This is a genomic window from Paraburkholderia piptadeniae (genome assembly GCF_900007165.1).
Lineage (GTDB): Bacteria > Pseudomonadota > Gammaproteobacteria > Burkholderiales > Burkholderiaceae > Paraburkholderia > Paraburkholderia piptadeniae.
The window spans coordinates 69,643-92,667 of record NZ_CYGY02000046.1; the positions used below are offsets into that span (position 1 = coordinate 69,643).

Here is a 23,025-nt window from a genome sequence, read left to right on the forward strand (position 1 = left end):
TTCGCTCAATTGACTCTCTATACTTTCCATAGGCGATACATATGCCCATAGATGGAACAAAGACGGAAAGCCTACGCAGTAGAAACCCATCGGGCGATCCACATAGGTGACAGGCAAAGGACGAAAAACCGGCGTGGCCGGCTATCGACCACACGATCAGGAGTACCAAGGGTGAAACGCATCATTGCTGCCGGCGCGGCAGGACTTGTGGTGACATCGACTGCGTGGGCGCAGAGCAGCGTCACGCTGTACGGGAGTCTGGATGCGGGCATTGCTTATGTGAGCAATGTCGGCGGCCATACGAAGTGGATGGAGGAACAGGGCAACATGCAGCCTGACCGCTGGGGCCTGCGCGGCGTCGAAGATCTGGGCGGCGGCCTGCACACGATTTTCCAGCTGGAAAACGGCTTCTATACGAACACGGGCAACTTCGCGAAGGCGGGCACGCTGTTCAACCGCCAGGCGTTCGTCGGCTTGAGTTCCGATCAGTTCGGCCAGGTCACGCTCGGCCATCAGACGCCGTTCAACTTCGACATGCTCGGGCCGCTCAGCACCGGGTATCTCGCGGCGAGCTGGTTTGCGTTCCACCCCGGCAATATCGACGAACTCGCGGACACGGGCGTCGTGCCCTACGACAACTCGGTGAAATACCGCTCGGCCACGTACGCGGGTTTTACGGTCGGCGCAATGATGGGCCTCGGCAATACGACGAACTTCTCGACGGGCAAGACGCTGAGCTTCGGCTTGAGCTACGCGAACGGCCCGTTCAAGGCGGCCGCCGTGTACTCGAACGAGCACAACCGCACGCCGTCGATCGTCACGATGGGCATCAACACGTTCCAGAGGATGCCCGCCGCGACCTATTCCGCCGACAAGGTCGAGAACATGGGCGCGGGTCTGTCGTATCAGTTCGGCAAGCTGCTCGTGCACGGGCTTTACACGCGCGTGAAGCTGCAATCGAACGGCTTCTCGGACACCTATCAGAGCTGGGACGCGGGCGCGAACTACCAGTTCACGCCCGCCAACACGCTCGCGGGCGGCGCTGCGACGACGACGCTCTCAGGCCGCCGCTGGACTCAGTTCGAAATCGGCGATATTTACGCGCTGTCGAAGCGTACGCAGGTCTACGTGAACGTGCTGTACGAGCATGCGAACGACAGCGCGAATGCTGCATTCTTCACGGCGGGCGTTTCGAGCGGACGCAATCAGGCGATCGTGTTGACGGGCATTCACCACTCGTTCTGAGCGGCGACCTACGCATGAAGCGAAACAGGCGGCTCGAGGCCGCCTGTTTTGCGTTGTGCTCGCGCGCGTGTCCGCGCTAGCGATTCGATTTGATCTGCGTCTACCGGCGCGATTGCGCCAACGTGGGATCGTCGGCGGCCGGCCGATAGTTAAGACGCGCCGACAGATCGAGCGCCGCGCTGCACACCATCGCGACGAGCGGCGCGCGCTCTTCGTCGCCGCCGATATCGGAGCGCGGCACGGTCGCCGTCAGCGCCGCGACGACCTTGCCCGACTGATCGCGCACGGGCGCGCTCACCACCGAAATGCCGCGCTCGAACGAGGCCTCGCTGACGGCATAACCTTGCACCGCCGTTTCGCGGATACGTTCATACAGCTCGTCGACGGTCGCGGGCGTGCGATCGGTGAAGCGTTCGAGCTGCGATTCCGGATACAGCTCGCGCAATTGCGTGAGCGTCAGGTCGCCCATCAGCACCTGGCCGTGCACCGTCGCATGCGCGGGCAGCCGTGTGCCGACGTGCACCTTCACCGAACTGAACATCGGATCGTGCGTCTGCGCCTTCGCGACGAACACCACGTCGCGTTCGTCGCGTATCAGCAGATGCGTGCTCAGGCCTGTCTGGTCGCGCAGCCGTTCGAGAATCGGCGTGCCGAAGTCGGTCAGTTCGAGCGAACTCAGATATTCGAAGCCGAGGCGCAGCACGGCAACGCCAAGACGAAAGTGCCGGTCGCCATTTGCGCGCTCGAGAAAGCCGAGCGCTTCGAGCGTTTGCAGCAGACGAAACGTCGTCGTACGCGGAATGCCGATGCGCTTCGACAGTTCGGGCGCGCCGAGCACGGGCTCGCGCGCCGAAAACTCGGAAAGGATGCGCAAGCCGCGTTCGAGGCCCGGAACGAGATAGGTCGAGCTGCCGCCCGACTCCTCGTCGGGAGAATCCGTGACGACCGTGTCCTCGTTGACCGATGCGCGCCCGGCCTGCGGCCCGGCAGCCCGGCGTCCCACTCCTGTCGTATTTTCTCTTGCCATGTCCGGCTGGTGTCGTTGAACTCCGAAGATAGAGATGATAGCGCGAAGGGTTGGAGGCGATGACTCTGCCGTCAGCACGCTACCGCATGTCCAAAGCCTTGCCGGGACGTTACTTGCCGAAGGTCATCCGATGCAAGCGCAATCCAATGCCTCCATGAAGCACAGCAGCGATGACGCCCGACATTGCTTGAGGATTCCTGCTGAGATTCCCGTAAAGAGTCCCGCGCCCCCTCGTGAAAACCCTATCTCCTTGTGAAAATTTATTTTCTCCGTATACATTCGATGTAAATTTACTTACATTCTCGAGCACGCACACAACCAGCACTACCCGATGCCCCGTCACCCGACGCCCTCTGCCGCCTCCGAGCCGGCCATCGCCGCGCGCATCACGGCCGCGATGCCGATCCTCACGCCCGTCCACCGGCGCATGGGCGAATTCGTGCTGGCCAACCAGTTTCGCGCGGCGACCATGCGTATCGACGAACTGGCGACGGCCGTCGGCGCATCCGTCGCGACGGCTAATCGCTTTGCGCGCGCGCTCGGTTTCGACGGCTATCCGGCGTTTCGCGAAGCGCTCGTGCGCGGTTTCGAAGCAACGCTCGCGCCCGTCGAACGCTTGCGCTCGGCGCAGGAGTCGCAGACCAATGGCGACGAACTCTTCAGCGCGTCGCTGGAGCAAGCCGCCACGAATCTCGGCACGACACGCAACGCGATCGACAGCGCAGCCGCCGAAGCCGCCGTCGAAGCGATCATCGGCGCGCGGCGCGTGTTCATCGTCGGCTCGGGCGCGAGCGCGTTTCTCGCGAGCCTGATGGAGCACAACCTGCTGCCCTATCACGACAACGTGCAGTCACTCGCGCTGATCGGCGGACCGACGCACGCGGCGCGCCGCCTCTTCAATGCGCGCAGCGGCGATCTGTTGATCGCGATTGCGTTCCCGCGCTATGTCGACGACACGATCGAGCTCGCGCGCCGCGCCGCCAGCCTCGGCGCCGGCGTGCTCGCGTTGACGGACGGCCCGGCCTCGCCGCTCGCGGCGCTGGCCACGCGCTCGCTTTTCATCCGCGCGGAGCGGCGTCTTGCCGCGACGTCCGAAGCGACCGTGCTCGCGGTGATCGAAGCGCTGTGCGACGCCGTCGCGTATCGCGCGAAGCGTTCGGCCCGGGCCGCCGCCGACATGACGGAGTTCGTGCTGCCCTGGCTCACCGGAACGTCCGCGATGCAGGCCAATCCGAAGACGATCACGCGGGCAAATACGCGGCCGATCCCGCGACCACCCCCTAACCGAGCGAAGAAAAAGCAATGACGTCCAACGCGGTAATCGCGATTCATGGTGGCGCGGGCACGATCGTGCGCGCGTCGATGGCCCCCGATGCGGAAGCCCGCTATCACGCCGAATTGCGCGCGGTGCTCGCCGCCGCGCAGCGCGTGCTCGCCGACGGCGGCAGCGCGCTCGACGCCGTCACGCAAGCCGTGCGGCTGCTCGAAGACTGTCCGCTCTTCAACGCCGGACACGGCGCCGTATTCACATCGGCGGGCACACACGAGCTCGACGCGTCGATCATGGACGGCCGCACGTTGGAAGCGGGCGCCGTGTCGTGCGTGAAGCGCGTGCGCAATCCCATCGTCGCCGCGCGCCACGTGCTCGAATACAGCGAACACGTGATGTTCACGGCCGACGGCGCGGAAGCGTTCGCGCAAGCCCAGGGCCTCGAATTCGTCGACCCGTCGTACTTCCACACCGACGCGCGCCATCGTCAGTGGCAGCTCGCGCACGAACAGCAGCGCGCGATGCTCGACCACGACGGCGCGACGCTCGCCGCGCAAACGCCAGCGGCGCAAGCCAAAGACGATGCGCTGCCCCACGAGCCGATCGACCCGAACAAGAAGTTCGGCACGGTCGGCGCGGTCGCCGTCGATCTGTACGGCCACGTCGCGGCCGCCACATCGACGGGCGGCATCACGAACAAGCAGTTGGGCCGCGTCGGCGACGCACCGCTGATCGGCGCGGGCTGTTATGCCGACGACGCCACCTGCGCCGTGTCGACCACGGGCTCGGGCGAAATGTTCATGCGCATGGTCGCCTCCTACGACGTCGCCGCGCAGATGGCGTATCGCGGCGTCTCGCTGCAAGAAGCCGCGAACGACGTCGTGATGAACCGTCTGCCGCGCATCGACGGACGCGGCGGCCTGATCGCCGTCGACGCGCACGGCAACGTCGTATTGCCGTTCAACACGGAAGGCATGTATCGCGGTTATGCGCGCGTCGGCGAAGCGCCCGTCACGGCGATCTATCGCTAGACACAACTTGCCGCATGCCTTCATTGCCACAGACGCCAGGAGAAATCATCGTGACGAACATGCCGAGCCAGCGACGTCCGCTCGATAGCCTGCCGCCGCAACGCGTCGTCGATATCGACCGCCTGTCGGTCTCGTTCCGTCGCGGCGAAAGCACGTTCGACGCGGTGCGCGACCTGTCGCTCACCGTCGATCGCGGCGAGACGCTCGCGATCGTCGGCGAATCGGGTTCGGGCAAATCGGTGACATCGCTCGCGCTGATGCGCCTCGTCGAACACGGCCGCGGACGCATCGCGAACGGCAGCATCGCGTTCCGCCGCCGCAACGGCAGCGTGCTCGATCTCGCGCAAGCCTCGCAAGCGACGATGCGCGGCATTCGCGGCGCTGACATCGCGATGATCTTCCAGGAACCGATGACGTCGCTCAATCCCGTGTTCACGGTGGGCGACCAGATCGGCGAAGCGATCGCGCTGCATCAGAACATGAGCCGCAGCGACGCGCACGCGGAAACGTTGCGTCTGCTCGATCTCGTGCGCATTCCCGAAGCGCGCCGCGTGGCCGCGCGTTATCCGCATCAACTGTCGGGCGGCATGCGGCAGCGCGTGATGATCGCGATGGCGTTGTCGTGCAAGCCGTCGCTGCTGATCGCCGATGAGCCGACCACCGCGCTCGACGTGACGATCCAGGCGCAAATTCTCCAGTTGATACGCGGCCTGCAGGACGAGATGAACATGGGCGTGATCTTCATCACGCACGACATGGGCGTCGTCGCCGAAGTCGCGGATCGCGTGCTCGTGATGTATCGCGGCGAGAAAGTGGAAGAAGGCGAATCGGGCGCGCTGTTCGCCGCGCCCGCTCATCCTTATACGAGAGCGCTGCTCGCCGCCGTGCCGAAGCTCGGCGCAATGCAGGGCACGAATGCGCCCGCAAAGTTTCCGTTGCTCACACTCGATGGCGAGCACGCGCAGCCTTCGAGCGAAGCACGCGCTGCGCAAGCTGAAGCCACGCACACGCAACACGCACAGCCGATACTCCGCGTGCGCGATCTCGTCACGCGCTTTCCCGTGCGCAGCGGCCTGTTCGGTAAGCTGACGGGCCGCGTGCATGCCGTCGAGCGCGTGAGCTTCGATCTGCATGCGGGCGAAACGCTCGCGCTCGTCGGCGAATCGGGTTGCGGCAAGTCGACGACGGGACGCTCGCTGCTGCGTCTCGTCGAAAGCCAGAGCGGCAGCATCGAATTCGACGGCAAGGACATCAGCTCGCTCAGCGGTCCTTCGTTGCAGGCGTTGCGACGCGATATCCAGTTCATCTTCCAGGACCCGTTCGCATCGCTTAATCCGCGTCTGACGGTCGGCTTCTCGATCATGGAGCCGCTGCTCGTGCACAACGTCGCAAGCGGCAAGGCGGCGCAAGACCGCGTCGCGTGGCTGCTCGACAAGGTCGGCCTGCCCGCCGATGCCGCGCGCCGCTATCCGCACGAATTCTCCGGCGGCCAGCGTCAGCGCATCGCAATTGCGCGCGCGCTCGCGCTCAATCCGAAAGTCGTGATCGCCGACGAATCGGTGTCGGCGCTCGATGTTTCCGTGCAGGCGCAGATCGTCAATCTGATGCTCGATTTGCAGCGCGAACTCGGCGTCGCGTATCTGTTCATCTCGCACGACATGGCCGTTGTCGAGCGCATCAGTCATCGCGTCGCGGTGATGTACCTCGGACAGATCGTCGAGATCGGCCCGCGCCGCGCGGTGTTCGAATCGCCGCAGCATCCGTACACGAAGAAGCTGATGGGCGCCGTGCCCGTCGCCGATCCGGCGCGCCGCCACGCGAAGCGCATGCTCGCCGCCGACGAACTGCCGAGCCCGATTCGCACGCTCGACGACGAACCCATTGTCGCGCCGCTCGTCGCCGTCGGGCCGGATCATTTCGTGGCCGCGCATCGGATCGGCGGCGCTTACTAGCTTATTGATCAGGCAAGCAAGGCCATTCACGCATTACCGCAGCACGCAGAAGCCGCGCGGACCAGCGGCATGACAACAAGCAGTTCCTTTGCTCAGTGGAGTTCAGAACCGATGACTACGCCCTTGATGTTTCAACCGTTGCGCCTGCGTTCGCTCGTGACGAGCGGTGCGCTGGTCTTTGCGATCCTCGCATCCGGTGCCGCGCATGCGGCGCAGACGGCCGTGATGGCCGTCGACTCGACGTTCACGACGCTCGATCCATACGACGCGAACGACACGCTCTCGCAAGCCGTTTCGAAGTCCTTCTACCAGGGCCTGTTCGGCTTCGACAAGGACATGAAGCTCGTCAACGTGCTCGCGACGAGCTACGAAGCGAGCCCGGATGCACGCGTCTACACGTTCAAGCTGCGTCAGGGCGTGAAGTTCCAGGACGGCACCGACTTCAACGCAGCCGCCGTGAAGGCGACGTTCGATCGCGTGACCGACCCGGCGAACAAGCTGAAGCGCTACAACATGTTCAGCCGCATCGAGAAGACGGAAGTGGTCGATCCGTACACGGTGAAGATCACGCTGAAGACGCCGTTCTCCGCGTTCGTCAACGTGCTCGCACATCCGTCGGCCGTGATGATGTCTCCCGACGCGATCAAGAAGTACGGCAAGGACATCGCGTTCCATCCTGTCGGCACGGGCCCGTTCGAGCTGGTGAAGTGGGACCCCGCCGGCGATCTGACCGTGAAGAAATTCGGCGGGTACTGGAAGAAGGGCTATCCGAAGATCGACGAAATCGACTGGAAGCCGGTCGTCGACAACAACACGCGCGCCGCGCTCGTGCGCACGGGCGAAGCGGACTTCGCGTTCCGCATTCCGTTCGAACAGGCAGCGACGCTGCAATCGAGCCCGAAGGTCGACGTCATCGCGACGCCGTCGATCATCAACCGCTACGTCAGCCTGAACACGACGAAGAAGCCGTTCGACAACCCGAAGGTGCGTGAAGCGCTCAACTACGCGATCAACAAGGAAGCGCTCGCGAAGGTCGCGTTCTCCGGTTATGCGATCCCCGCCGACGGCGTGATTCCCGAAGGCGTCGACTACGCGACGAAGCTCGGCCCGTGGCCCTATGACCCCGCTAAAGCGCGTGCGCTGCTGAAGGAGGCAGGCTATCCGAACGGCTTCGAAACGACGCTCTGGTCGGCGTACAACAACTCGACGTCGCAGAAGACCATCCAGTTCGTGCAGCAGCAACTTGCGCAAGTCGGCGTGAAGGCGAGCGTCGAGGCGCTCGAAGCAGGCCAGCGCGTCGCCAAGGTGGAAAGCGCGCAAGACCCGGCGACGGCGCCTGTGCGCATGTACTACATCGGCTGGTCGTCGTCGACGGGCGAAGCGGATTGGGGCATCACGCCGCTGCTCGCGTCGTCGTCGTTCCCGCCGAAGCTCGTAAACACGGCTTACTACAAGAACGATACCGTCGACAGCGATCTGTCGAAGGCGCTCGAAACGACGGACCGCACGCAGAAGGCCGCGCTCTATGGCGACGCGCAAAAGCGCATCTGGGCCGACGCGCCGTGGATCTTCCTCGTCAAGGAGAAGATCGTCTATGCGCGCAGCAAGCGGCTCTCGGGCGCGTATGTCGCGCCGGACGGCTCGTTCAACTTCGATGAAATCGCCGTGAAGTAAGCGCGCGCAACGCGGGTCCCGAAGCGCGCGTTTCGGGACCCATGTTTTCGCTTCACGCCGCGCATGCTCTTCGATAGCGGATCGCTCTCATGCTGAATTTTCTCGTCAAACGCCTGCTGGGCCTGCTGCCGACGCTCGTCATCGTCGCCGGCCTCGTGTTCCTGTTCGTGCACCTGCTGCCCGGCGATCCCGCGCGTCTCGCGGCCGGCCCCGAAGCCGACGATGCGACCGTCGCGCTCGTGCGCGCCGATCTCGGTCTCGACAAGCCGATGCCGCAGCAGTTCGTGAACTTCTTCGTGCGCATCGCGCATGGCGACTTCGGCATGTCGACGCGCAGCAAGCGTCCCGTTGCCGCGGAGATCGGCGAGCGCTTCATGCCGACGCTGATGCTCACGCTCGTCAGCATGGTGTGGGCCGTGATCTTCGGCATGGCGATCGGCATCGTGTCGGCTGTGTGGCGCAACAAGTGGCCCGACAGGCTCGGGATGACGCTCGCCGTGTCGGGCATTTCGTTCCCCGCATTTGCGTTCGGCATGCTGCTGATGGAAGTGTTCTCGGTGCAGCTCGGCTGGCTGCCCATCGTCGGCGACGGGTCGTGGCGCAGCTACGTGCTGCCGTCCGTCACGCTCGGCGCGGCCGTCGCCGCCGTGATGGCGCGCTTCACGCGCGCGTCGTTCGTCGAGGTGCTGAACGAAGACTACGTGCGGACCGCGCGCGCGAAAGGCGTCGCGGAGCAATGGGTCGTCATCAAACACTGCCTGCGCAACGCGATGATTCCCGTCGTCACGATGATGGGCTTGCAGTTCGGCTTTCTGCTCGGCGGCTCGATCGTCGTCGAAGTGGTGTTCAACTGGCCGGGCATGGGACGCCTGCTCGTGGACGCCGTCGCGATGCGCGACTATCCGGTGATTCAGGCTGAAGTGCTGCTGTTCTCGCTGGAATTCATCGTCATCAATCTGGTCGTGGACGTGCTGTATGCCGTCATCAATCCGACCATCCGTTTCAAGTGAGGCACGCATGAGCACGACCGCCGACAACACCCGCGCCGTCGCGTCCCCTCACGGCGAACGCGCGATCCGCACGCCGTGGAGCGAGTTCTGGCGCAAGTTCCGCAAGCAGCATGTCGCCCTCGTGGCGGGCGTGTTCGTGCTGCTGCTCGTCGCCGTTTCGATTGCGGGCCCGCACATCGTGCCCTACGACCCCGAAAACTATTTCGACTATGACGCGCTGAACGCAGGGCCATCCGCTGCGCACTGGTTCGGCGTCGACTCGCTGGGCCGCGATATCTTCAGCCGCATCGTCGCGGGCACGCGCATCTCGCTGGCGGCGGGGTTTGTGTCGGTGGCGATCGGCGCGATCGTCGGCACGTTGTTCGGGCTGCTCGCGGGCTATTACGAAGGCTGGTGGGACCGCATCACGATGCGCGTCGCCGATGTGCTGTTCGCGTTCCCTGGCATCCTGCTCGCGATCGGCATCGTCGCGATTCTCGGCAACGGCATCGTCAACGTGATCTGCGCGGTAGCCGTGTTCAGCATTCCCGCGTTCGCGCGGCTCGTGCGCGGCAATACGCTGATGCTCAAGCATCTGACCTATGTCGAAGCGGCGCGCAGCATCGGCGCGTCGGACTGGACGATCATCATGCGGCACATTCTGCCGGGCACGATCTCGTCCGTCATCGTGTATCTGACGATGCGCATCGGCACGTCGATCATCACGGCCGCGAGCCTGTCGTTTCTCGGACTCGGCGCGCAGCCGCCGACGCCCGAGTGGGGCGCGATGCTCAACGAAGCGCGCGCCGACATGGTCACTGCGCCGCATATCGCGCTCTTCCCGAGTCTCGCGATCTTTCTGACGGTGCTCGCATTCAACCTGCTCGGCGACGGCTTGCGCGACGCGCTCGACCCGAAGCTGGACCGGCCATGAACACGCCGCGGATGCCGCATATCGGCGTGTTGCCTTCGGGTGCGCTTGGCACGATCGCCGATGTGTCCGGTGTGACCGTCGGTCATTGCACGCTCGATCAAGGCGCGATACAGACGGGCGTGACCGTGATCCGCACGCATCGCGACGATCCGTATCGTCACAAGGTGCCGGCTGCCGCAAGCGTGATCAATGGCTTCGGCAAGAGCATCGGCCTCGTGCAGATCGAAGAACTCGGCGTGCTCGAAACGCCGATTGCGCTGACCAACACGTTCGGTGTCGCCGCCGTCGCGCAGGCGCAGATTCGCGCCGCCATCGCGGGCAATCGGCAGATCGGGCGCGAATGGCCGACCGTCAATCCGCTCGTGTTCGAATGCAACGACGGGTATCTCAACGACATTCAGGCGCTCGCGATTCACGAGACGCACTACGCGCAGGCGCTCGATGCGGCGGCCGCTTCGTTCGATCGCGGTTCGGTCGGCGCGGGGCGCGGCATGTCGTGCTTCGATCTCAAAGGCGGGATCGGCTCTTCGTCGCGCGTGGTCAGCGTGGCGGGCCGCGATTTCACGGTCGGCGCATTGGTGCTCGCGAACTTCGGCCGTCTGCCGATGCTGACCATCGACGGCGTGCCGCTTGGGCGTGAACTCGCGCAGCGCAAATCCGCGAGCACTACGGCTTCCGTTTCGAAGCCCGAGCAAGGCTCGATCATCATGATCGTCGCCACCGATGCGCCGCTCGACGCACGCCAGCTCAAGCGTCTTTCGATGCGCGCTGCCGCCGGTCTCGCGCGCACGGGCTCGGTCTATGGACACGGCAGCGGCGACATCGCGCTCGCGTTCTCGACGGCCTGGACCGTTGCGCATGAGGGCGATTACATCGCGACGCCGCCGCTCCTCAACGATGCGCGCCTCGATCCGCTGTTCCATGCGTGCGCCGATAGCGTCGAGCAGGCGATCGTCGATGCGCTATGGTCCGCCACGTCGGTCACGGGCCGCGACGCCCACACACGTCGGTCGCTGCGCGATGCAGTGCCCGATCTCGAACAACGGCTCAAGCAATCCAGCGCATGAAAGTCCTGATCTCCGTCGATATAGAAGGCGTCGCAGGCGTCGTCAATCCCGAGCAGACTCGCGCGGGCAACAGCGAATACGAACACGCCCGCCGCTGGATGACGCTCGAAGCAAACGCCGCGATCGAAGGCGCGTTCGCAGGCGGCGCAACGCACGTGTGGGTCAACGATTCGCATGGCGGCTTTCGCAATCTGCTGCCCGACATGCTCGATGCGCGCGCGAACGTGATACTCGGCAAGCCGCGCACGCTCGGCATGATGGCGGGGCTCGAATACGGTCCGCAGCTCGTGTTCATGATCGGCTATCACGCGATGGCGCAAAGCCGCGGCATGCTCGCTCACACGATCAACAGTTCTGCGTTTGCTCGCGTGACGATGAACGGACGCGACGTAGGCGAAGCGGGACTTTACGGGGCGCTGGCAAGCGAGTACGGCGCGCGCGTCGCGCTGCTTTCCGGCGACGATGTGTTCGCCGAAGAAACGAAGCCGTTGTTTCCCGAAGCGATATTCGTGGTCACGAAGCACGCGACCGGTTATGCGAGCGGCTCGACGCTAACGCCCGAGCGTGCGTGCGCAGCGATCAGGCAAGCAGCGATGGATGTGGTCACGAGCCACGCAGGCCGCGACGCCGCGCAACGCGCGATGCCCCAGCCCGTTGACATCGAACTGCGCGTGCAAACCACTGCGCTCGCGGACCTGTTCGCTCAGATGCCGTCGCTGGAACGCGTGGACGGCGTCACGCTGCGCTTTTCGACGCCATCCGTCGAGCACGCGGTGCGCACGCTGAACTGTCTGTCGGCGATGTCGTTCATGCTGCGCTGAAATCAGCGCCGATGTCGGGCCAGCGCAAACGCGCCTTTCGCCGGCGCTAATCGTAAAACGCCTCGACCTCCTGACGACTGCCAGGCAGAAATGCATCGGCCACAAGCCGCAGCGGACGCACGTTTCGCGCACGAAGTCGTAGCACGCGAGCCCGCTCACGAATTAGCCAAACCCCCTGCGCCGCAGCATCCGGTCGCGGTCTTTGATTTTCAAGAATCAGCCCATATGCAAGCCGGAAGGCAGCGCAGCAACGCAATCCCGCCGATGCAAGCGGTGTCGCGGCTGCGCAACTCACGTCACGCGGTACGCGCCGGTGTCTGCGTGTCGATGCCGAGAATCGTATCGGCGTCGGCGCGCGCGTTTTCGAGCTGCACGAGACTTGCCTGACGCGCGGCGAGGGGATCGCGGTTCTGGATCGCGGTGAGAATCGCTCTATGGCGCGGCAGCGACAGCGCGTATGTGTCGGGATGGCGGCTCGTCAGCTTGATCGACTCCGACAGCGCCAGCGACATCATGTTGCCGATATACCCGAGCATGTCGTTGTGCGTCGCAGCCATGATCGCGCGATGAAACTCCAGGTCCGGCTCGAGCAGATCGCCGGCCGTTTGCGCGCGTTCCATGCGCTCATATGCGCAGCCGATGCGCGCGAGGTCTTCGTCGCTTGCCGCCGTTGCGGCAAGCGCGGCCGCCGCCGGTTCGATGATGCGGCGCACCGTCATCAGCGACAGAAAGAACTCGCCTTCGGGGATGCTGTTGAGCGTCCAGTAAAGCACGTCGGGGTCGAGCATGTGCCACTCTTCGCGCGGCCGCACGACGCTGCCCACACGCGGCTTCGAAATCACGAGGCCCTTTGCCACCAGCACGCGCGTCGCTTCGCGCAGCACGGGGCGGCTCACGCCGTATTTTTCGCAGAGCGTCGCCTCGGCGGGCAACCGTTCGCCCGGCAGCAGCCGGCCGCTGACGATCTCAATGCCGAGCTCCTGCACGATCCGCGCATGCAGGCTTTTGCGTTTCTGAAGATGCCGGTAGTCCATGATCTATTTGTTTTAACCGTGCGTATGCGGATGGCCGGACCGATCCCGTTGCGGCGCGCCATCGACCAAGGCTCGCGCGATCGCTCCGTATGGGCCATGCAAGCATAGCATGGGGGACACGCGCCACACTGTGCTCCGACGATGCTCGCGCGGCGCGCGCCATGTCGACGGGCGCATGTCGTCACACATGCGGTCAATGGGGTTGGGTTCATTTTTTGCTTGATCGTCATCTGCGAGACTGCTTTACTCGAATCGAACGCAAGCAGCGCCAGCGGCCACCCTCAAACCGGGTGACGAGAGGCAACGAGCGCATTCACCTCGACACGGACCACGGCAATGAAGCTGACATCACTCGTCTTCCTTGTTGCATGCGTGGCGGCGGCGAACGGCGGGACGGCTGCCACGCGCGACGAACAGACCAAGGCCTGCAAGCACGACGCGATCAAGTTCTGCGCGATCCACATCCCGAACAGGCAGAAGATCGAAGCGTGCATGAAGGCCCACTACGACAAGCTGTCGCCGCAATGCCAGGCGATGTTCGACGCCCCCGACGAAGGAGACTCGCCCTCTAGCCAAACGGGCTCCGACGGGTCGTAGCGGGTTCTAGCGGACCTTGCTGAGCGGCAACGCCACTTCGACGCGGCCCGTTTCGAGGCCGACCGTATTGCGCATGGTTCGCAGGCGGAACGGATCGAGCGCGCGATGCTGCGCTTCATCGCCGATACCCAGTTGCGTCAGCAGTTGCGCGACGATCGCATAGAGAATCGTCGAGTTGCCGTCCTCCACCTTGACGGCGATGCCCAGCGCGCCCTTCGCGCCGAGCTTCGCCGTCTGCGCCGAAGCCCGCACGCCGATCGCATAGCTCGCGTCGGCGCCGAACTTGCCGACCAGTCCGCCCTCGTATGCGCGCATCAGCGCCGTGCAGAACCGCCCCTCGCCCGCGACCATCTCCGGATGCGATGTCATCGCGCGATAGATGCGGGCGAGCGCCTCGTCTTCGCGCGCACCCGACGACGCCTGCGCGTCGGCCGCGCGCGCGAGCTTCATGTAGAGACGCGCGAGGCGGTCGAGCGCGAAGGCGGGCGTGGGCAGATTGCAGCCGTCGATGGCCCATTGCACGTCGTCGTCGGGCAGATCGCACGCTTGCGCGACGGTGCGCTTCACGCGCTGCTGCAACGGATGTCCGGCGAGGTGATAGTCCGCGAGCGCTGCGCCGATCGCCCGCGCGCCCGCCAGCATGCCCGCGTGCTTGCCCGAGCAGTTGCTGCACACGGGGCCCGGCACGAAGTCGCGCCTGATCCATTCGCGATAGACGTCGTCCGAAATGGGCGGGTGGCCGCCGCAACGCAGATCGGCCTCGGTGGCCTGAGCCTTCGCGAGCATGCTGCGCGCGCGTTCGATGTGCCGCTCCTCGCTGTTATGCGAGCCGCACATCAGCGCGAGGTCCGCTTCGTCGAAGCCGAAGCGTTCGAGCGCGCCCGTTTCGACGACAGCCAGCGCCTGAGCCGGCTTGGCCGCCGACCTCACCAGCGTGACGCGCGACGGGTCGCCGCACGAAGCGAGCAGCCGTCCCTCCGCATCGACGACGGCAACATGCGCGGCATGCGTGTTCTCGACGATGGCGCCGCGATAAACGGTGGCAGCAATGGACATCGGGTCTCCTTTCGATTTCGGTGGTGTCCGCGCAAAAACAGCGCGACAGGTCCGCCCGATTCTACCGGGACGATCAGGGCCCCCTTCCAGGCGCGATCCCTGCGTGTCGGATACATTGGACCAGCCGGATCGGCGTGTCGTCCGACGTGAGAACAGCAACCACCTTCCATGGCACAGGAGAAAGAAATGCACATCGCGAGAAAACTGATCGTCCTCTTCGCCTCGGCCTCGCTGGGAGTCGGCGCGGCCGTGCCTGCGTTCGCGCAAAACACGGACGCCTCGGGCGGCACGGACACGGCGGGCGCAGCCGCGTCGGCCGCGAAGCCGACCAAGGCACAGCAAAAGCAGGCGCGCAAGGAAGCGCGCGCGAAGCGCAACGCCGAATTGAAGAAGCTCGAAGACGCGGGTTATAAGCCGTCTCACAACGATCCGAACTACCCGCAGGATCTGCAAAACGCGCAAAAGAAGGCGGGCATCGGGCAAGGCGCGAGCCAGTAACCGTCGTTCAGTTCACAGGGCCGCACGCGGTACTTTTTGCGTGCGGTCTCGCGATTGCGCGGTGCAACGCTGTCGCAAATCGCATCGCCATCTCTCCTCGTTGCCAGGTTCAACTCCGGCACGTATTTTTCCGTGTGATACTTCGGACGCTTGACCACGCAACAGATTGCGTGCTGAATCATGCACGTAGCCGTGCAGCCGCATGTTCTGGCCAAAATTAAAGACGCCACCGCTTTTCAAGTCAAAAATGCCGAACCCATCTCACGACACCGCCGGCCATCGGGAAAAAATGACCGGCGTCGACGCTGTCGATCGAATCGCCTTTCGTCGCGTCCTCCGCCGCAATATCGCGCTGCCGCTCGCGCTCGGACTCGTCACGATCGCGCTGTTCGTCGGGTTGACCGCCTACCTCGTCAATACGATCAGCTCGGTCGAGCATTCGGAGCGCGTGATTGGCGATGCGAACGAAATGCTGCGGCTCGCCGTCGATCGCGAGTCCGCGATGCGCGGCTTTCTGATCACCGGCGACGAGACCTTTCTCGCGCCGTACCAGCTCGGCAAGCCGCGCTTCCGGGCGCAGATCGATTCGCTGATCCAATCGGTGTCCGACAATGCTTCGGAGGCCGAGCAGCTCAAGCGCATTCGCGCCGTGCAGCAGCGTTGGGACCAGTACGCGGAGGAAATGATCGATCTGCGCCGGCGCAATATGGACTACACGGCCGACGTGAAAAGCGGACGCGGCAAGGTCGAATTCGAAGAGACGCGCCGGCTGTTCGGCGAGTTCCTGTCGGTCGAAGAGACGTTGCGGCAGCAGCGTTCCAGCGACGCGCGCAGTGTCACGGCCGTTCTGGTCGGCGTGTTCCTCCTCGTCAGCCTGTCGATCAGCGGTCTGATCGCTTATCGCGGGCGGCGCGATCTGTTGACCCTGTCCGAGTCGTACGATGCCGTGCTTGCGCGCCAGGCCGAACACACCGACGTGTTGCAGCAGCAGATATGGCTGCGCTCGGGGCAGCGCCTGCTCGCCGAGAAGATCGTCGGCCAGTCGAGCCCCGCGCTCGTCGGCCGCGCGATCCTCGACTTTCTCGCGCAGTATCTCGACGTCGTCGTCGCCGCGTTGTACGTGCGCGAGCGGGCCACGGCCAGCCTGAAGCGCATCGCGACCTATGGCTTCAGCGAGGAGAGCGAGCAGGCTGCGCGCTCGTTCCGCGAACCCGAAAGCCTGATCGGCCAGGCGGCCGTGTCGCGCCGCACGCTCGTGTTGAACGACGTCCCTGACGATTACGTGAAAGTAGTGTCCGGCACGGGCATGAGCCCGCCGCGCAACCTGATCGTGATGCCCATCGAAAACGACGGTGCCGTGAACGGCGTGGTCGAGCTCGGCTTCATGCGCAGCATCTCGGCGCGCGACCACGAGTTCCTGCAACTGATCGCGAACAGCATGGGCGATTTCATCGAGGCCGCGTTGTATCGCGAGCGCCTGCAAGACGCGCTCGCCGAAACGCAGCAACTGAACGAAGAGCTGCAAGTGCAGCAGGAAGAACTGCGCGTGTCGAACGAGGGACTCGAAGAGCGCGGCCGCGCGCTCGTCGAATCGCAAGCGCGCCTCGAAGCGCAGCAGGCCGAACTGGAGCAGACCAACGTGCAGCTCGAAGACTACGCGAAGCGTCTGGAGCGCCAGAAGGCCGATCTGCTCAGGGCGCAGGACGAACTCGCCGCGAACGCCGCGCGTCTCGAACAGTCGAGCCGCTACAAGTCCGAGTTCCTTGCGAATATGTCGCACGAACTGCGCACGCCGCTGAACAGCTCGCTGATCCTCGCGCGTCTGTTGCAGGAGAACCGCTCGGGCAACCTGACGGAAGAACAGGTGCGCTATGCGGAAACGATCCATGCGTCGAACAGCGATCTGCTGGTGCTGATCAACGACATTCTCGATCTGTCGAAAGTCGAAGCCGGGCAGATCACGATCGAAGACGAAACGGTGCGCATCGAATCGATGCTGCAATCGCTGCACGAAATGTTCGAGCCGATGGCGGCCGCGAAGCATCTGAAGTTCTCGGTCGAATGCTCGCCGGGCGTGCCCGATACGATCGTCACCGACAGCCAGCGCGTCACGCAGATTCTGCGCAACCTGCTCGCGAACGCATTGAAATTCACCGGGCACGGCGAAGTCGCGCTGACGGTCGCCGCAGGTGAAGCGGGCACGCTGCGTTTCGACGTGCGCGACACGGGCATCGGCATCGCCGCCGACAAGCTCGAACTGATCTTCGAGGCGTTCCAGCAGGCGGACGGCTCGACGAGCCGCCAGTACGGCGGCAGCGGCCTCGGCCTGTCGATCTCGCGTGAGTTCGCGCGGCTTCTGGGCGGCCACGTGAGCGTCGCGAGCGAGCCCGGCAAGGGCAGCGTGTTCACGTTGTGGCTGCCGGTGCAACGGTCGGGCGACGCGCACGCTGTCGCATCGCCGGCTGCCGAAGCGCTGACTGTTCCGCTGACGCATTCCGCAAGGAGAGCGCCGCCGCCCTCGCCCGTCGCCAGGCCCGCGCAGCAGCGCGTCGAATCGGCGCCGATCAGTACGCCGATCAACAACGCGCCGCAGACGATCGCCGACGACCGCGCGAACCGCCGCCACGAAAATCGCCTGATACTCGCGATCGAAGACGACATCCCGTTCGCAGAAATCCTGCGCGACCTCACGCACGAGCTCGACTTCGATTTCGTGCACGCCGTCGACGGGACGACCGGCCTCGCGCTGGTGCGCGACATGCAGCCCACGGCCGTGCTGCTCGACGTCGGCTTGCCCGACCGCTCGGGGCTGACGGTGCTCGAATGGCTGAAGAACGATCCCGCCACGCGGCACATCCCGATTCACATCGTGTCCGCCACCGATCACGCCGAGAAAGCGCTGCATCTGGGCGCCGTCGGCTACACGCTGAAGCCCACCGCGCGCACGACGCTCGAAGCCGCGATCCGCCGCCTCGAAAGCCGTCTCCAGCAACGGATGAAGCGCGTGCTGGTGATCGAGGACGACGCGGCGATGGGCGAAAGCATCCGCGCGCTGCTGCAAAGCGCGACGACGGAGATCGTCGCCGCCGCGACGCTGGCCGACGCACTCGACCATCTGTCGTCGACGCGCTTCGATTGCGTCGTGACCGATCTCGCGCTGCCCGACGGCACCGGCTACGATCTGCTCGAACAACTCGCCGCCGACGTCACGCATCAGACGATGCCCGTCATCGTCTACACGGGCCGCATGCTGTCGGGCGATGAAGAGCACCGGCTGCGCCGCTACTCGAAATCGATCATCATCAAGGGGGCGAAGTCGCCGGAACGGCTGCTCGACGAAGTGACGCTGTTCCTGCATAGCGTCGAGTCGTCGCTTGCGCCGGAGCAGCAGCGCATGCTGCGCACCGTGCGTCAGCGCGACAACCAGTTCGAGGGCCGCACGATCCTGCTCGCCGAGGACGACGTGCGCAACATCTTCGCGCTCTCGCATGTGATCGAGCCGCTCGGCGCGACGCTCGCCATCGCACGCAACGGCCGCGAGGCGCTCGACGTGCTCGACAACGGACGCGACGTGGATCTCGTTCTGATGGACATCATGATGCCGGAGATGGATGGCCTGACGGCAATCGGCCGCATTCGACGCGACGCGCGCTTCGCGCATCTGCCCATCATCGCGCTGACCGCGAAGGCGATGGCGGAGGACCGCATGCGTTGCCTCGAAGCGGGCGCCGACGACTACATCTCGAAGCCGATCGACGTCGACAAGCTGATCTCGCTGTGCCGCGTGTGGCTGCGGCAGCGATAGCGCGCGGAGCCGCCACGATGAGCCGTTTCTCGTACGACGATTCGCCGCAAAGCGCGCACGACTTCGACATCGAGTTGAAGCTGCTGCTGGAAGCGATCTATCTGAAGTATCAGCATGACTTCCGCCACTATTCGAAGTCTTCACTGCGGCGGCGGGTTGCGCTCGCGCTCGACGAGTTTAGCGTCAGGACGCTGTCGCAGTTGCAGGACAAGATCATGCGCAGCGAGACTGACTTCACGCAGCTCTTTCGCTTCCTGACGGTGCAGGTCAGCGACATGTTCCGCGACCCGCCCTACTTTCTCGCGCTGCGCGACCACGTGCTGCCCGTGTTGCAGACCTATCCGTCGATCAAGGTGTGGGTGGCCGGTTGCAGCACGGGCGAGGAATTGTGGTCGCTCAAGATTCTCTTCGACGAAGCGGGCCTCACCGAGCGCACGCTCTTCTACGCGACCGACATCAATCCCGACGCGCTTTCGCGCGCCGAAGCGGGCATCTACGCGCTTGACCGGATCGCCGGCTTCACGCGCAACTATCTGGCTGCGGGCGGCAAGCGCTCGCTCGCCGACTACTATCACGCGGCGTATGGCAGCGCGCGCTTTGCGGGGTCGCTGAAAGAACGCGTGGTGTTTGCGGATCACAGCCTGTCCACCGACGAAGTCTTTCTCGAAGCCCATCTCGTGTCGTGCCGGAATGTGCTGATCTATTTCGATCGCGGCTTGCAGGACCGCGCGCTCGGCCTCTTCAGGGACACGCTGGTGCGGCGCGGCTTTCTCGGTCTGGGCAGCAAGGAGAGCTTGCGTTTTTCGAACCAGTACGATGCGTTCGACGAATTCTGCGATCGCGAGCGCATTTACCAGAAGCGTTAGCGTGTACACCGTCGCCGTCCAACTTCGATCTATCGACGCCGCATGAACACATCTCGTCCGCCTTCCGCATTCAGCGCAACCGCGCCGACGGATGCCCGCGCGTTCGACGCCGTCGCGATCGGCGCGTCGGCGGGCGGCATCGATGCGTTGAACGTGCTATTGCCCGCGCTGCCTGCCGGGTTCGGCGCGGCAATTCTGATCGTCACGCATGTGCCCGCCGATGCGCCGAGCTATCTGCCCGAAGCATTCGGCTATCGCTGCGCGCTGCCCGTCATCGAGCCCGATGCAGGCGAGACGGTCTTGCCGGGACGCGTGCATCTCGCGCCGCCCGGCTATCACATGCTGGTCGAAGACGACGGCACCATCGCGCTGTCGCTCGATTCGACGGTGTGCTTTTCGCGGCCGTCGATCGACGTGCTGTTCGAATCCGCCGCGCACGTCTATCGCGAGCGGCTGCTCGGCATTCTGCTGTCGGGCGCCAACGACGACGGCGCGCACGGCCTCGAAATCATCCGCGCGATGGGCGGGCTCGCGTGGGTACAGGACCCCGATACGGCCGCCTCCACGCCGATGCCGCTCGCGGCCATCCAGCGCGGCGCGGCCGACGAAGTGCTTTCTCCAACCCTGATGGCCCGGCGACTTGCCGGTTTGCCAGCCACACACTAGAACGATGACATGACGAATTCACCCGTCAACATTCTGATCGTCGACGACATCGCCCATAACATCACGGCGCTCGAAGCGTTGCTCGCGCGTCCGGGCGTCGAGCTGCTGGTCGCGAACTCGGGAACGGCCGCGCTCGATCTGCTGCTCAAGCACGAAGCCGCGCTCGCGATTCTCGACGTCAACATGCCCGGCATGAACGGCTTCGAGCTCGCGTCGCTGATGCGCGGCAGTCCGCGCACGTCGCACGTGCCCATCATCTTCCTGACGGCCACGGCCGAAGACGCATCGCGCACGTTCCGCGGCTACGAAGCGGGCGCCGTCGATTTCCTGCACAAGCCATTCGATCCGCGCATCCTGCAATCGAAGGTCGATGTGTTCGTGCAACTGGAGCAGCACAAGCGGCAGCTTGCCGATCAGCTGCTGACCACGCGCCAGCTGCTCGAAGCAAACGAAATGCTGATGGCCGTGCTCGGCCACGATCTGCGCACGCCGCTGGGCACGGTGCTCGCGTCGGCGGAATATCTGGCGCGCAATGCGCCCGACGAGCAGTCCGCCACGGTCGCGGGCCGCATCAAGAGCAGTTCGATGCGGATGTCGCGGATGGTGCATCAGCTGCTCAATCTCGCGCGCCTGCAAGGCGGACGCATGCAGCTTCAACCGCGCGCGGCCGAACTGACAGCGCTGTGCCGGGGTGTGATCGAGGAGTTCGCGACACACGAGCGTGCCGGCCAGATCACGCTGAACGCACGCGGCAATTCGACGGGAAGCTGGGACACCGATCTGCTTTGGCAGGCTATTTCGAATCTGATCAGCAACGCGTTGCATCACGGCGACGACGACAGCGCGATTGCCGTCGACGTCGACGGCGAAGCGCCGAACTGGATCAAGCTGACGATCAGCAATCGCGGCGTGATTCCCGCGGGCGTGCTGCCGCATCTGTTCGAGGCATTCGGCTCGAACGGCGTCGGCGAACGGTCGCGCGAAGGCCTCGGGCTCGGGCTGCACATCGTCCACAAGATCGTGCACATGCATGGCGGCAAGGTGACGGGCAAGTCGGATGAAATCGTCGGCACGGTGTTCTCGCTCGACCTGCCGCGCGTTGCGCAAAGCTGGGTGCGTTGAACGCTGCGCTCGCGCATCGTGCCGCGCCGCGCGGCTTTCGAAATCGTTCCTCTTGCACTGGCGAACGGCTTGCTGCCTTGTGCGGCGCGGGCAGGCGTCCGCGCCCCGTTTTACGTGCATTGCGTCGTCTGTTGTGGCATGTGTTGCGCACCGCACGATCATCGCTGTCTGTAACAACGGCCTGGCTGAAACCGCACTACAATGCTTGCCGTCCGACGTCTCGTAGTCCGCTTTTTTCGCCCATGTCCAGCCGCCCGTCCCGAGTCGCTCTCGCTCTAACCCTGCCCGCGCTTGCCGTGCTCGCCGCGTGTTCGACGCCGCCCAAAGCGAAGCTTCAGGAAGACTTCGTCGACGGCAGCGCAAGCCCCTATACCCGCACGTTCCAGGTGGGAAGCACGGAAGCCTGCGAAGGCGCGCGCCGCGCGCTGTTGAGCCAGGGCTACATGACGACGCTGGTGCGCCCCGATACCGTCGACGCGACCAAGAACTTCCAGCCCGCCAGCGACTCGCATTTCACCGTCGAATTTCATATCGTCTGCACGGCGGGCGACGATGCGACGAACAGCAGCATCGTCTATGCGAACGCGGTGCAGAACGGCTATGCGCTGAAGAAGAGCGATACGTCGGCGAGCGTGGGGTTGAGCGTGCTCGGCTCGCTGTCGCTGCCGATCCGCTCGAACAGCGACGCGATGGTGAAGATCTCCAGCGAGACGATTCAGTCGGGCAAGTTCTATAACGGCTTCTTCGATCTCGTCGGCCACTATCTTGCCAACGTGGTGCGCAGTTCGCCCGTGCCCGGCGATACCATCAGCGCCACGCCGCTGCCGATGGCCCCCGCTGCGCCCGCGCTCGTCGTCACGCCGATGCCCGCGACGCCGGGCGGCAACGCGGCGCCCGTCATCACGCCTGCGACGCAAGCGCCAGCGGCAGCAACTGCAACACCCGCAGCGCCCGTTGCGGCTCCCATCGCACCCATGACACCCCTTGTCCCCGCCGTCCCGATGATGCCCATGCACGAAACGACGGCACTCGGCAGCACGCCCGCGATTGCAGCGTCGCCGGCATCGGACGCAGCCGCGTCGACGCAGTAGCCGCAAGCGCGCCTTCGCTGCATAAGTCCGAATCGAAAATCGCCGCGGCCACGCGGCGATTTTGTTTCCGATGGCTCGCCTAAGGAAACGATCGCGCATGGCGTTTCACCTTGCGACACACTAACGTCACCCTTTGAAGAATCGCCCATCGTCACGGGTCTCTTCGACGCTATTCACGCGACTGTTTTTCGCAACTTCCGCGCATTTCTGATATTGGTTGAAGCAGCGCGGCTGTCGGGTTTCCGTACGTCTCCACACCCGAACATCCTTCGCTGATGTA

General features: G+C 64.6%; 19 protein-coding genes. 16 read left to right on the plus strand and 3 right to left on the minus strand.

Annotation, left to right across the window (positions count from 1 at the left end):
• Nucleotides 1-171: 171 nt before the first annotated feature.
• A complete protein-coding gene (locus BN2476_RS23315; RefSeq protein WP_087736525.1) occupies nt 172-1,245 on the plus strand; it encodes a porin in 1,074 nt (357 codons plus the stop codon).
• A 100-nt stretch (nt 1,246-1,345) separates the two neighbouring features.
• Here BN2476_RS23315 and BN2476_RS23320 read toward each other — a convergent pair whose 3' ends face one another.
• Entirely contained in the window at nt 1,346-2,272 is a 927-nt protein-coding gene (locus tag BN2476_RS23320; protein ID WP_087736526.1) for an IclR family transcriptional regulator, read from the minus strand.
• A gap of 331 nt (nt 2,273-2,603) precedes the next feature.
• Here BN2476_RS23320 and BN2476_RS23325 point away from each other — a divergent pair, with 331 nt between their 5' ends.
• The 8 genes from BN2476_RS23325 (at nt 2,604) to BN2476_RS23360 (ending at nt 12,010) form a co-directional block, all read left to right on the plus strand.
• On the plus strand, nt 2,604-3,578 hold the full coding sequence (locus BN2476_RS23325; RefSeq protein ID WP_087736527.1) for a MurR/RpiR family transcriptional regulator: 975 nt from the start codon (nt 2,604-2,606) through the stop codon (nt 3,576-3,578).
• Nucleotides 3,575-4,573 carry an isoaspartyl peptidase/L-asparaginase family protein gene (locus BN2476_RS23330; protein ID WP_087736528.1) on the plus strand — a complete coding sequence of 333 codons (999 nt, stop codon included), beginning with the start codon at nt 3,575-3,577 and terminating at the stop codon, nt 4,571-4,573. Before BN2476_RS23325 ends, BN2476_RS23330 begins: the two co-directional genes overlap by 4 nt.
• A gap of 59 nt (nt 4,574-4,632) precedes the next feature.
• Nucleotides 4,633-6,525 carry a dipeptide ABC transporter ATP-binding protein gene (locus BN2476_RS23335; RefSeq protein WP_087736658.1) on the plus strand — a complete coding sequence of 631 codons (1,893 nt, stop codon included), beginning with the start codon at nt 4,633-4,635 and terminating at the stop codon, nt 6,523-6,525.
• A 111-nt stretch (nt 6,526-6,636) separates the two neighbouring features.
• On the plus strand, nt 6,637-8,199 hold the full coding sequence (gene gsiB, locus BN2476_RS23340) for a glutathione ABC transporter substrate-binding protein GsiB (protein WP_087736529.1): 1,563 nt from the start codon (nt 6,637-6,639) through the stop codon (nt 8,197-8,199).
• A gap of 89 nt (nt 8,200-8,288) precedes the next feature.
• Complete coding sequence (gene gsiC, locus BN2476_RS23345; protein WP_087736530.1) at nt 8,289-9,209, plus strand: glutathione ABC transporter permease GsiC; 921 nt, start codon at nt 8,289-8,291, stop codon at nt 9,207-9,209.
• A gap of 7 nt (nt 9,210-9,216) precedes the next feature.
• Nucleotides 9,217-10,122, plus strand: coding sequence for a glutathione ABC transporter permease GsiD (gsiD, locus tag BN2476_RS23350; RefSeq protein WP_087736531.1), 906 nt, complete (start codon nt 9,217-9,219; stop codon nt 10,120-10,122).
• Nucleotides 10,119-11,189 carry a DmpA family aminopeptidase gene (locus tag BN2476_RS23355; RefSeq protein WP_087736532.1) on the plus strand — a complete coding sequence of 357 codons (1,071 nt, stop codon included), beginning with the start codon at nt 10,119-10,121 and terminating at the stop codon, nt 11,187-11,189. Before gsiD ends, BN2476_RS23355 begins: the two co-directional genes overlap by 4 nt.
• Entirely contained in the window at nt 11,186-12,010 is an 825-nt protein-coding gene (locus BN2476_RS23360) for a M55 family metallopeptidase (RefSeq protein ID WP_087736533.1), read from the plus strand. The genes BN2476_RS23355 and BN2476_RS23360 overlap by 4 nt, the downstream gene beginning before the upstream one ends.
• A 296-nt stretch (nt 12,011-12,306) precedes the next feature.
• Here the strand turns inward: BN2476_RS23360 and BN2476_RS23365 are convergent, their stop codons facing one another.
• Entirely contained in the window at nt 12,307-13,044 is a 738-nt protein-coding gene (locus BN2476_RS23365; RefSeq protein WP_087736534.1) for a FadR/GntR family transcriptional regulator, read from the minus strand.
• Between the two features lie 336 nt (nt 13,045-13,380).
• On the opposite strand from BN2476_RS23365, the gene BN2476_RS23370 reads away from it, so the two are divergent.
• Nucleotides 13,381-13,641 (plus strand): hypothetical protein, encoded by a 261-nt coding sequence (locus BN2476_RS23370; RefSeq protein ID WP_087736535.1) that lies wholly within the window; start codon nt 13,381-13,383, stop codon nt 13,639-13,641.
• 6 nt (nt 13,642-13,647) lie between these two features.
• Here BN2476_RS23370 and BN2476_RS23375 read toward each other — a convergent pair whose 3' ends face one another.
• The gene (locus tag BN2476_RS23375) at nt 13,648-14,697 is read right to left on the minus strand and encodes an asparaginase (protein WP_087736536.1); all 1,050 of its coding nucleotides are present in this window, start codon (nt 14,695-14,697) and stop codon (nt 13,648-13,650) included.
• Between the two features lie 186 nt (nt 14,698-14,883).
• Here BN2476_RS23375 and BN2476_RS23380 point away from each other — a divergent pair, with 186 nt between their 5' ends.
• The 6 genes from BN2476_RS23380 (at nt 14,884) to BN2476_RS23405 (ending at nt 22,745) form a co-directional block, all read left to right on the plus strand.
• The gene (locus BN2476_RS23380) at nt 14,884-15,195 is read left to right on the plus strand and encodes a hypothetical protein (RefSeq protein WP_087736659.1); all 312 of its coding nucleotides are present in this window, start codon (nt 14,884-14,886) and stop codon (nt 15,193-15,195) included.
• 289 nt (nt 15,196-15,484) lie between these two features.
• Nucleotides 15,485-19,000 carry a response regulator gene (locus BN2476_RS23385; protein WP_087736660.1) on the plus strand — a complete coding sequence of 1,172 codons (3,516 nt, stop codon included), beginning with the start codon at nt 15,485-15,487 and terminating at the stop codon, nt 18,998-19,000.
• A 17-nt stretch (nt 19,001-19,017) separates the two neighbouring features.
• Complete coding sequence (locus BN2476_RS23390; protein ID WP_087736661.1) at nt 19,018-19,866, plus strand: CheR family methyltransferase; 849 nt, start codon at nt 19,018-19,020, stop codon at nt 19,864-19,866.
• Between the two features lie 42 nt (nt 19,867-19,908).
• A complete protein-coding gene (locus BN2476_RS23395; protein ID WP_087736537.1) occupies nt 19,909-20,532 on the plus strand; it encodes a chemotaxis protein CheB in 624 nt (207 codons plus the stop codon).
• A 9-nt stretch (nt 20,533-20,541) separates the two neighbouring features.
• The gene (locus BN2476_RS23400) at nt 20,542-21,654 is read left to right on the plus strand and encodes a hybrid sensor histidine kinase/response regulator (protein ID WP_087736538.1); all 1,113 of its coding nucleotides are present in this window, start codon (nt 20,542-20,544) and stop codon (nt 21,652-21,654) included.
• Nucleotides 21,655-21,896: 242 nt separating this feature from the next.
• Nucleotides 21,897-22,745: a DUF2242 domain-containing protein gene (locus BN2476_RS23405; RefSeq protein WP_087736539.1), complete on the plus strand. Its 849-nt coding sequence runs from the start codon at nt 21,897-21,899 to the stop codon at nt 22,743-22,745.
• Nucleotides 22,746-23,025 lie beyond the last annotated feature (280 nt).

Bases quoted from the DNA above. Each gene is read 5' to 3' on its own strand.
- gsiB (WP_087736529.1), top strand. From the start codon at position 6,637: ATGACTACGCCCTTGATGTTTCAACCGTTGCGCCTGCGTTCGCTCGTG.
- BN2476_RS23395 (WP_087736537.1), top strand. From the start codon at position 19,909: ATGAACACATCTCGTCCGCCTTCCGCATTCAGCGCAACCGCGCCGACG.
- BN2476_RS23335 (WP_087736658.1), top strand. From the start codon at position 4,633: ATGCCGAGCCAGCGACGTCCGCTCGATAGCCTGCCGCCGCAACGCGTC.
- BN2476_RS23405 (WP_087736539.1), top strand. From the start codon at position 21,897: ATGTCCAGCCGCCCGTCCCGAGTCGCTCTCGCTCTAACCCTGCCCGCG.
- BN2476_RS23360 (WP_087736533.1), top strand. From the start codon at position 11,186: ATGAAAGTCCTGATCTCCGTCGATATAGAAGGCGTCGCAGGCGTCGTC.
- gsiD (WP_087736531.1), top strand. From the start codon at position 9,217: ATGAGCACGACCGCCGACAACACCCGCGCCGTCGCGTCCCCTCACGGC.
- BN2476_RS23400 (WP_087736538.1), top strand. From the start codon at position 20,542: ATGACGAATTCACCCGTCAACATTCTGATCGTCGACGACATCGCCCAT.
- gsiC (WP_087736530.1), top strand. From the start codon at position 8,289: ATGCTGAATTTTCTCGTCAAACGCCTGCTGGGCCTGCTGCCGACGCTC.
- BN2476_RS23355 (WP_087736532.1), top strand. From the start codon at position 10,119: ATGAACACGCCGCGGATGCCGCATATCGGCGTGTTGCCTTCGGGTGCG.
- BN2476_RS23385 (WP_087736660.1), top strand. From the start codon at position 15,485: ATGACCGGCGTCGACGCTGTCGATCGAATCGCCTTTCGTCGCGTCCTC.
- BN2476_RS23365 (WP_087736534.1), bottom strand. From the start codon at position 13,044: ATGGACTACCGGCATCTTCAGAAACGCAAAAGCCTGCATGCGCGGATC.
- BN2476_RS23325 (WP_087736527.1), top strand. From the start codon at position 2,604: ATGCCCCGTCACCCGACGCCCTCTGCCGCCTCCGAGCCGGCCATCGCC.
- BN2476_RS23370 (WP_087736535.1), top strand. From the start codon at position 13,381: ATGAAGCTGACATCACTCGTCTTCCTTGTTGCATGCGTGGCGGCGGCG.
- BN2476_RS23320 (WP_087736526.1), bottom strand. From the start codon at position 2,272: ATGGCAAGAGAAAATACGACAGGAGTGGGACGCCGGGCTGCCGGGCCG.
- BN2476_RS23375 (WP_087736536.1), bottom strand. From the start codon at position 14,697: ATGTCCATTGCTGCCACCGTTTATCGCGGCGCCATCGTCGAGAACACG.
- BN2476_RS23380 (WP_087736659.1), top strand. From the start codon at position 14,884: ATGCACATCGCGAGAAAACTGATCGTCCTCTTCGCCTCGGCCTCGCTG.
- BN2476_RS23330 (WP_087736528.1), top strand. From the start codon at position 3,575: ATGACGTCCAACGCGGTAATCGCGATTCATGGTGGCGCGGGCACGATC.
- BN2476_RS23390 (WP_087736661.1), top strand. From the start codon at position 19,018: ATGAGCCGTTTCTCGTACGACGATTCGCCGCAAAGCGCGCACGACTTC.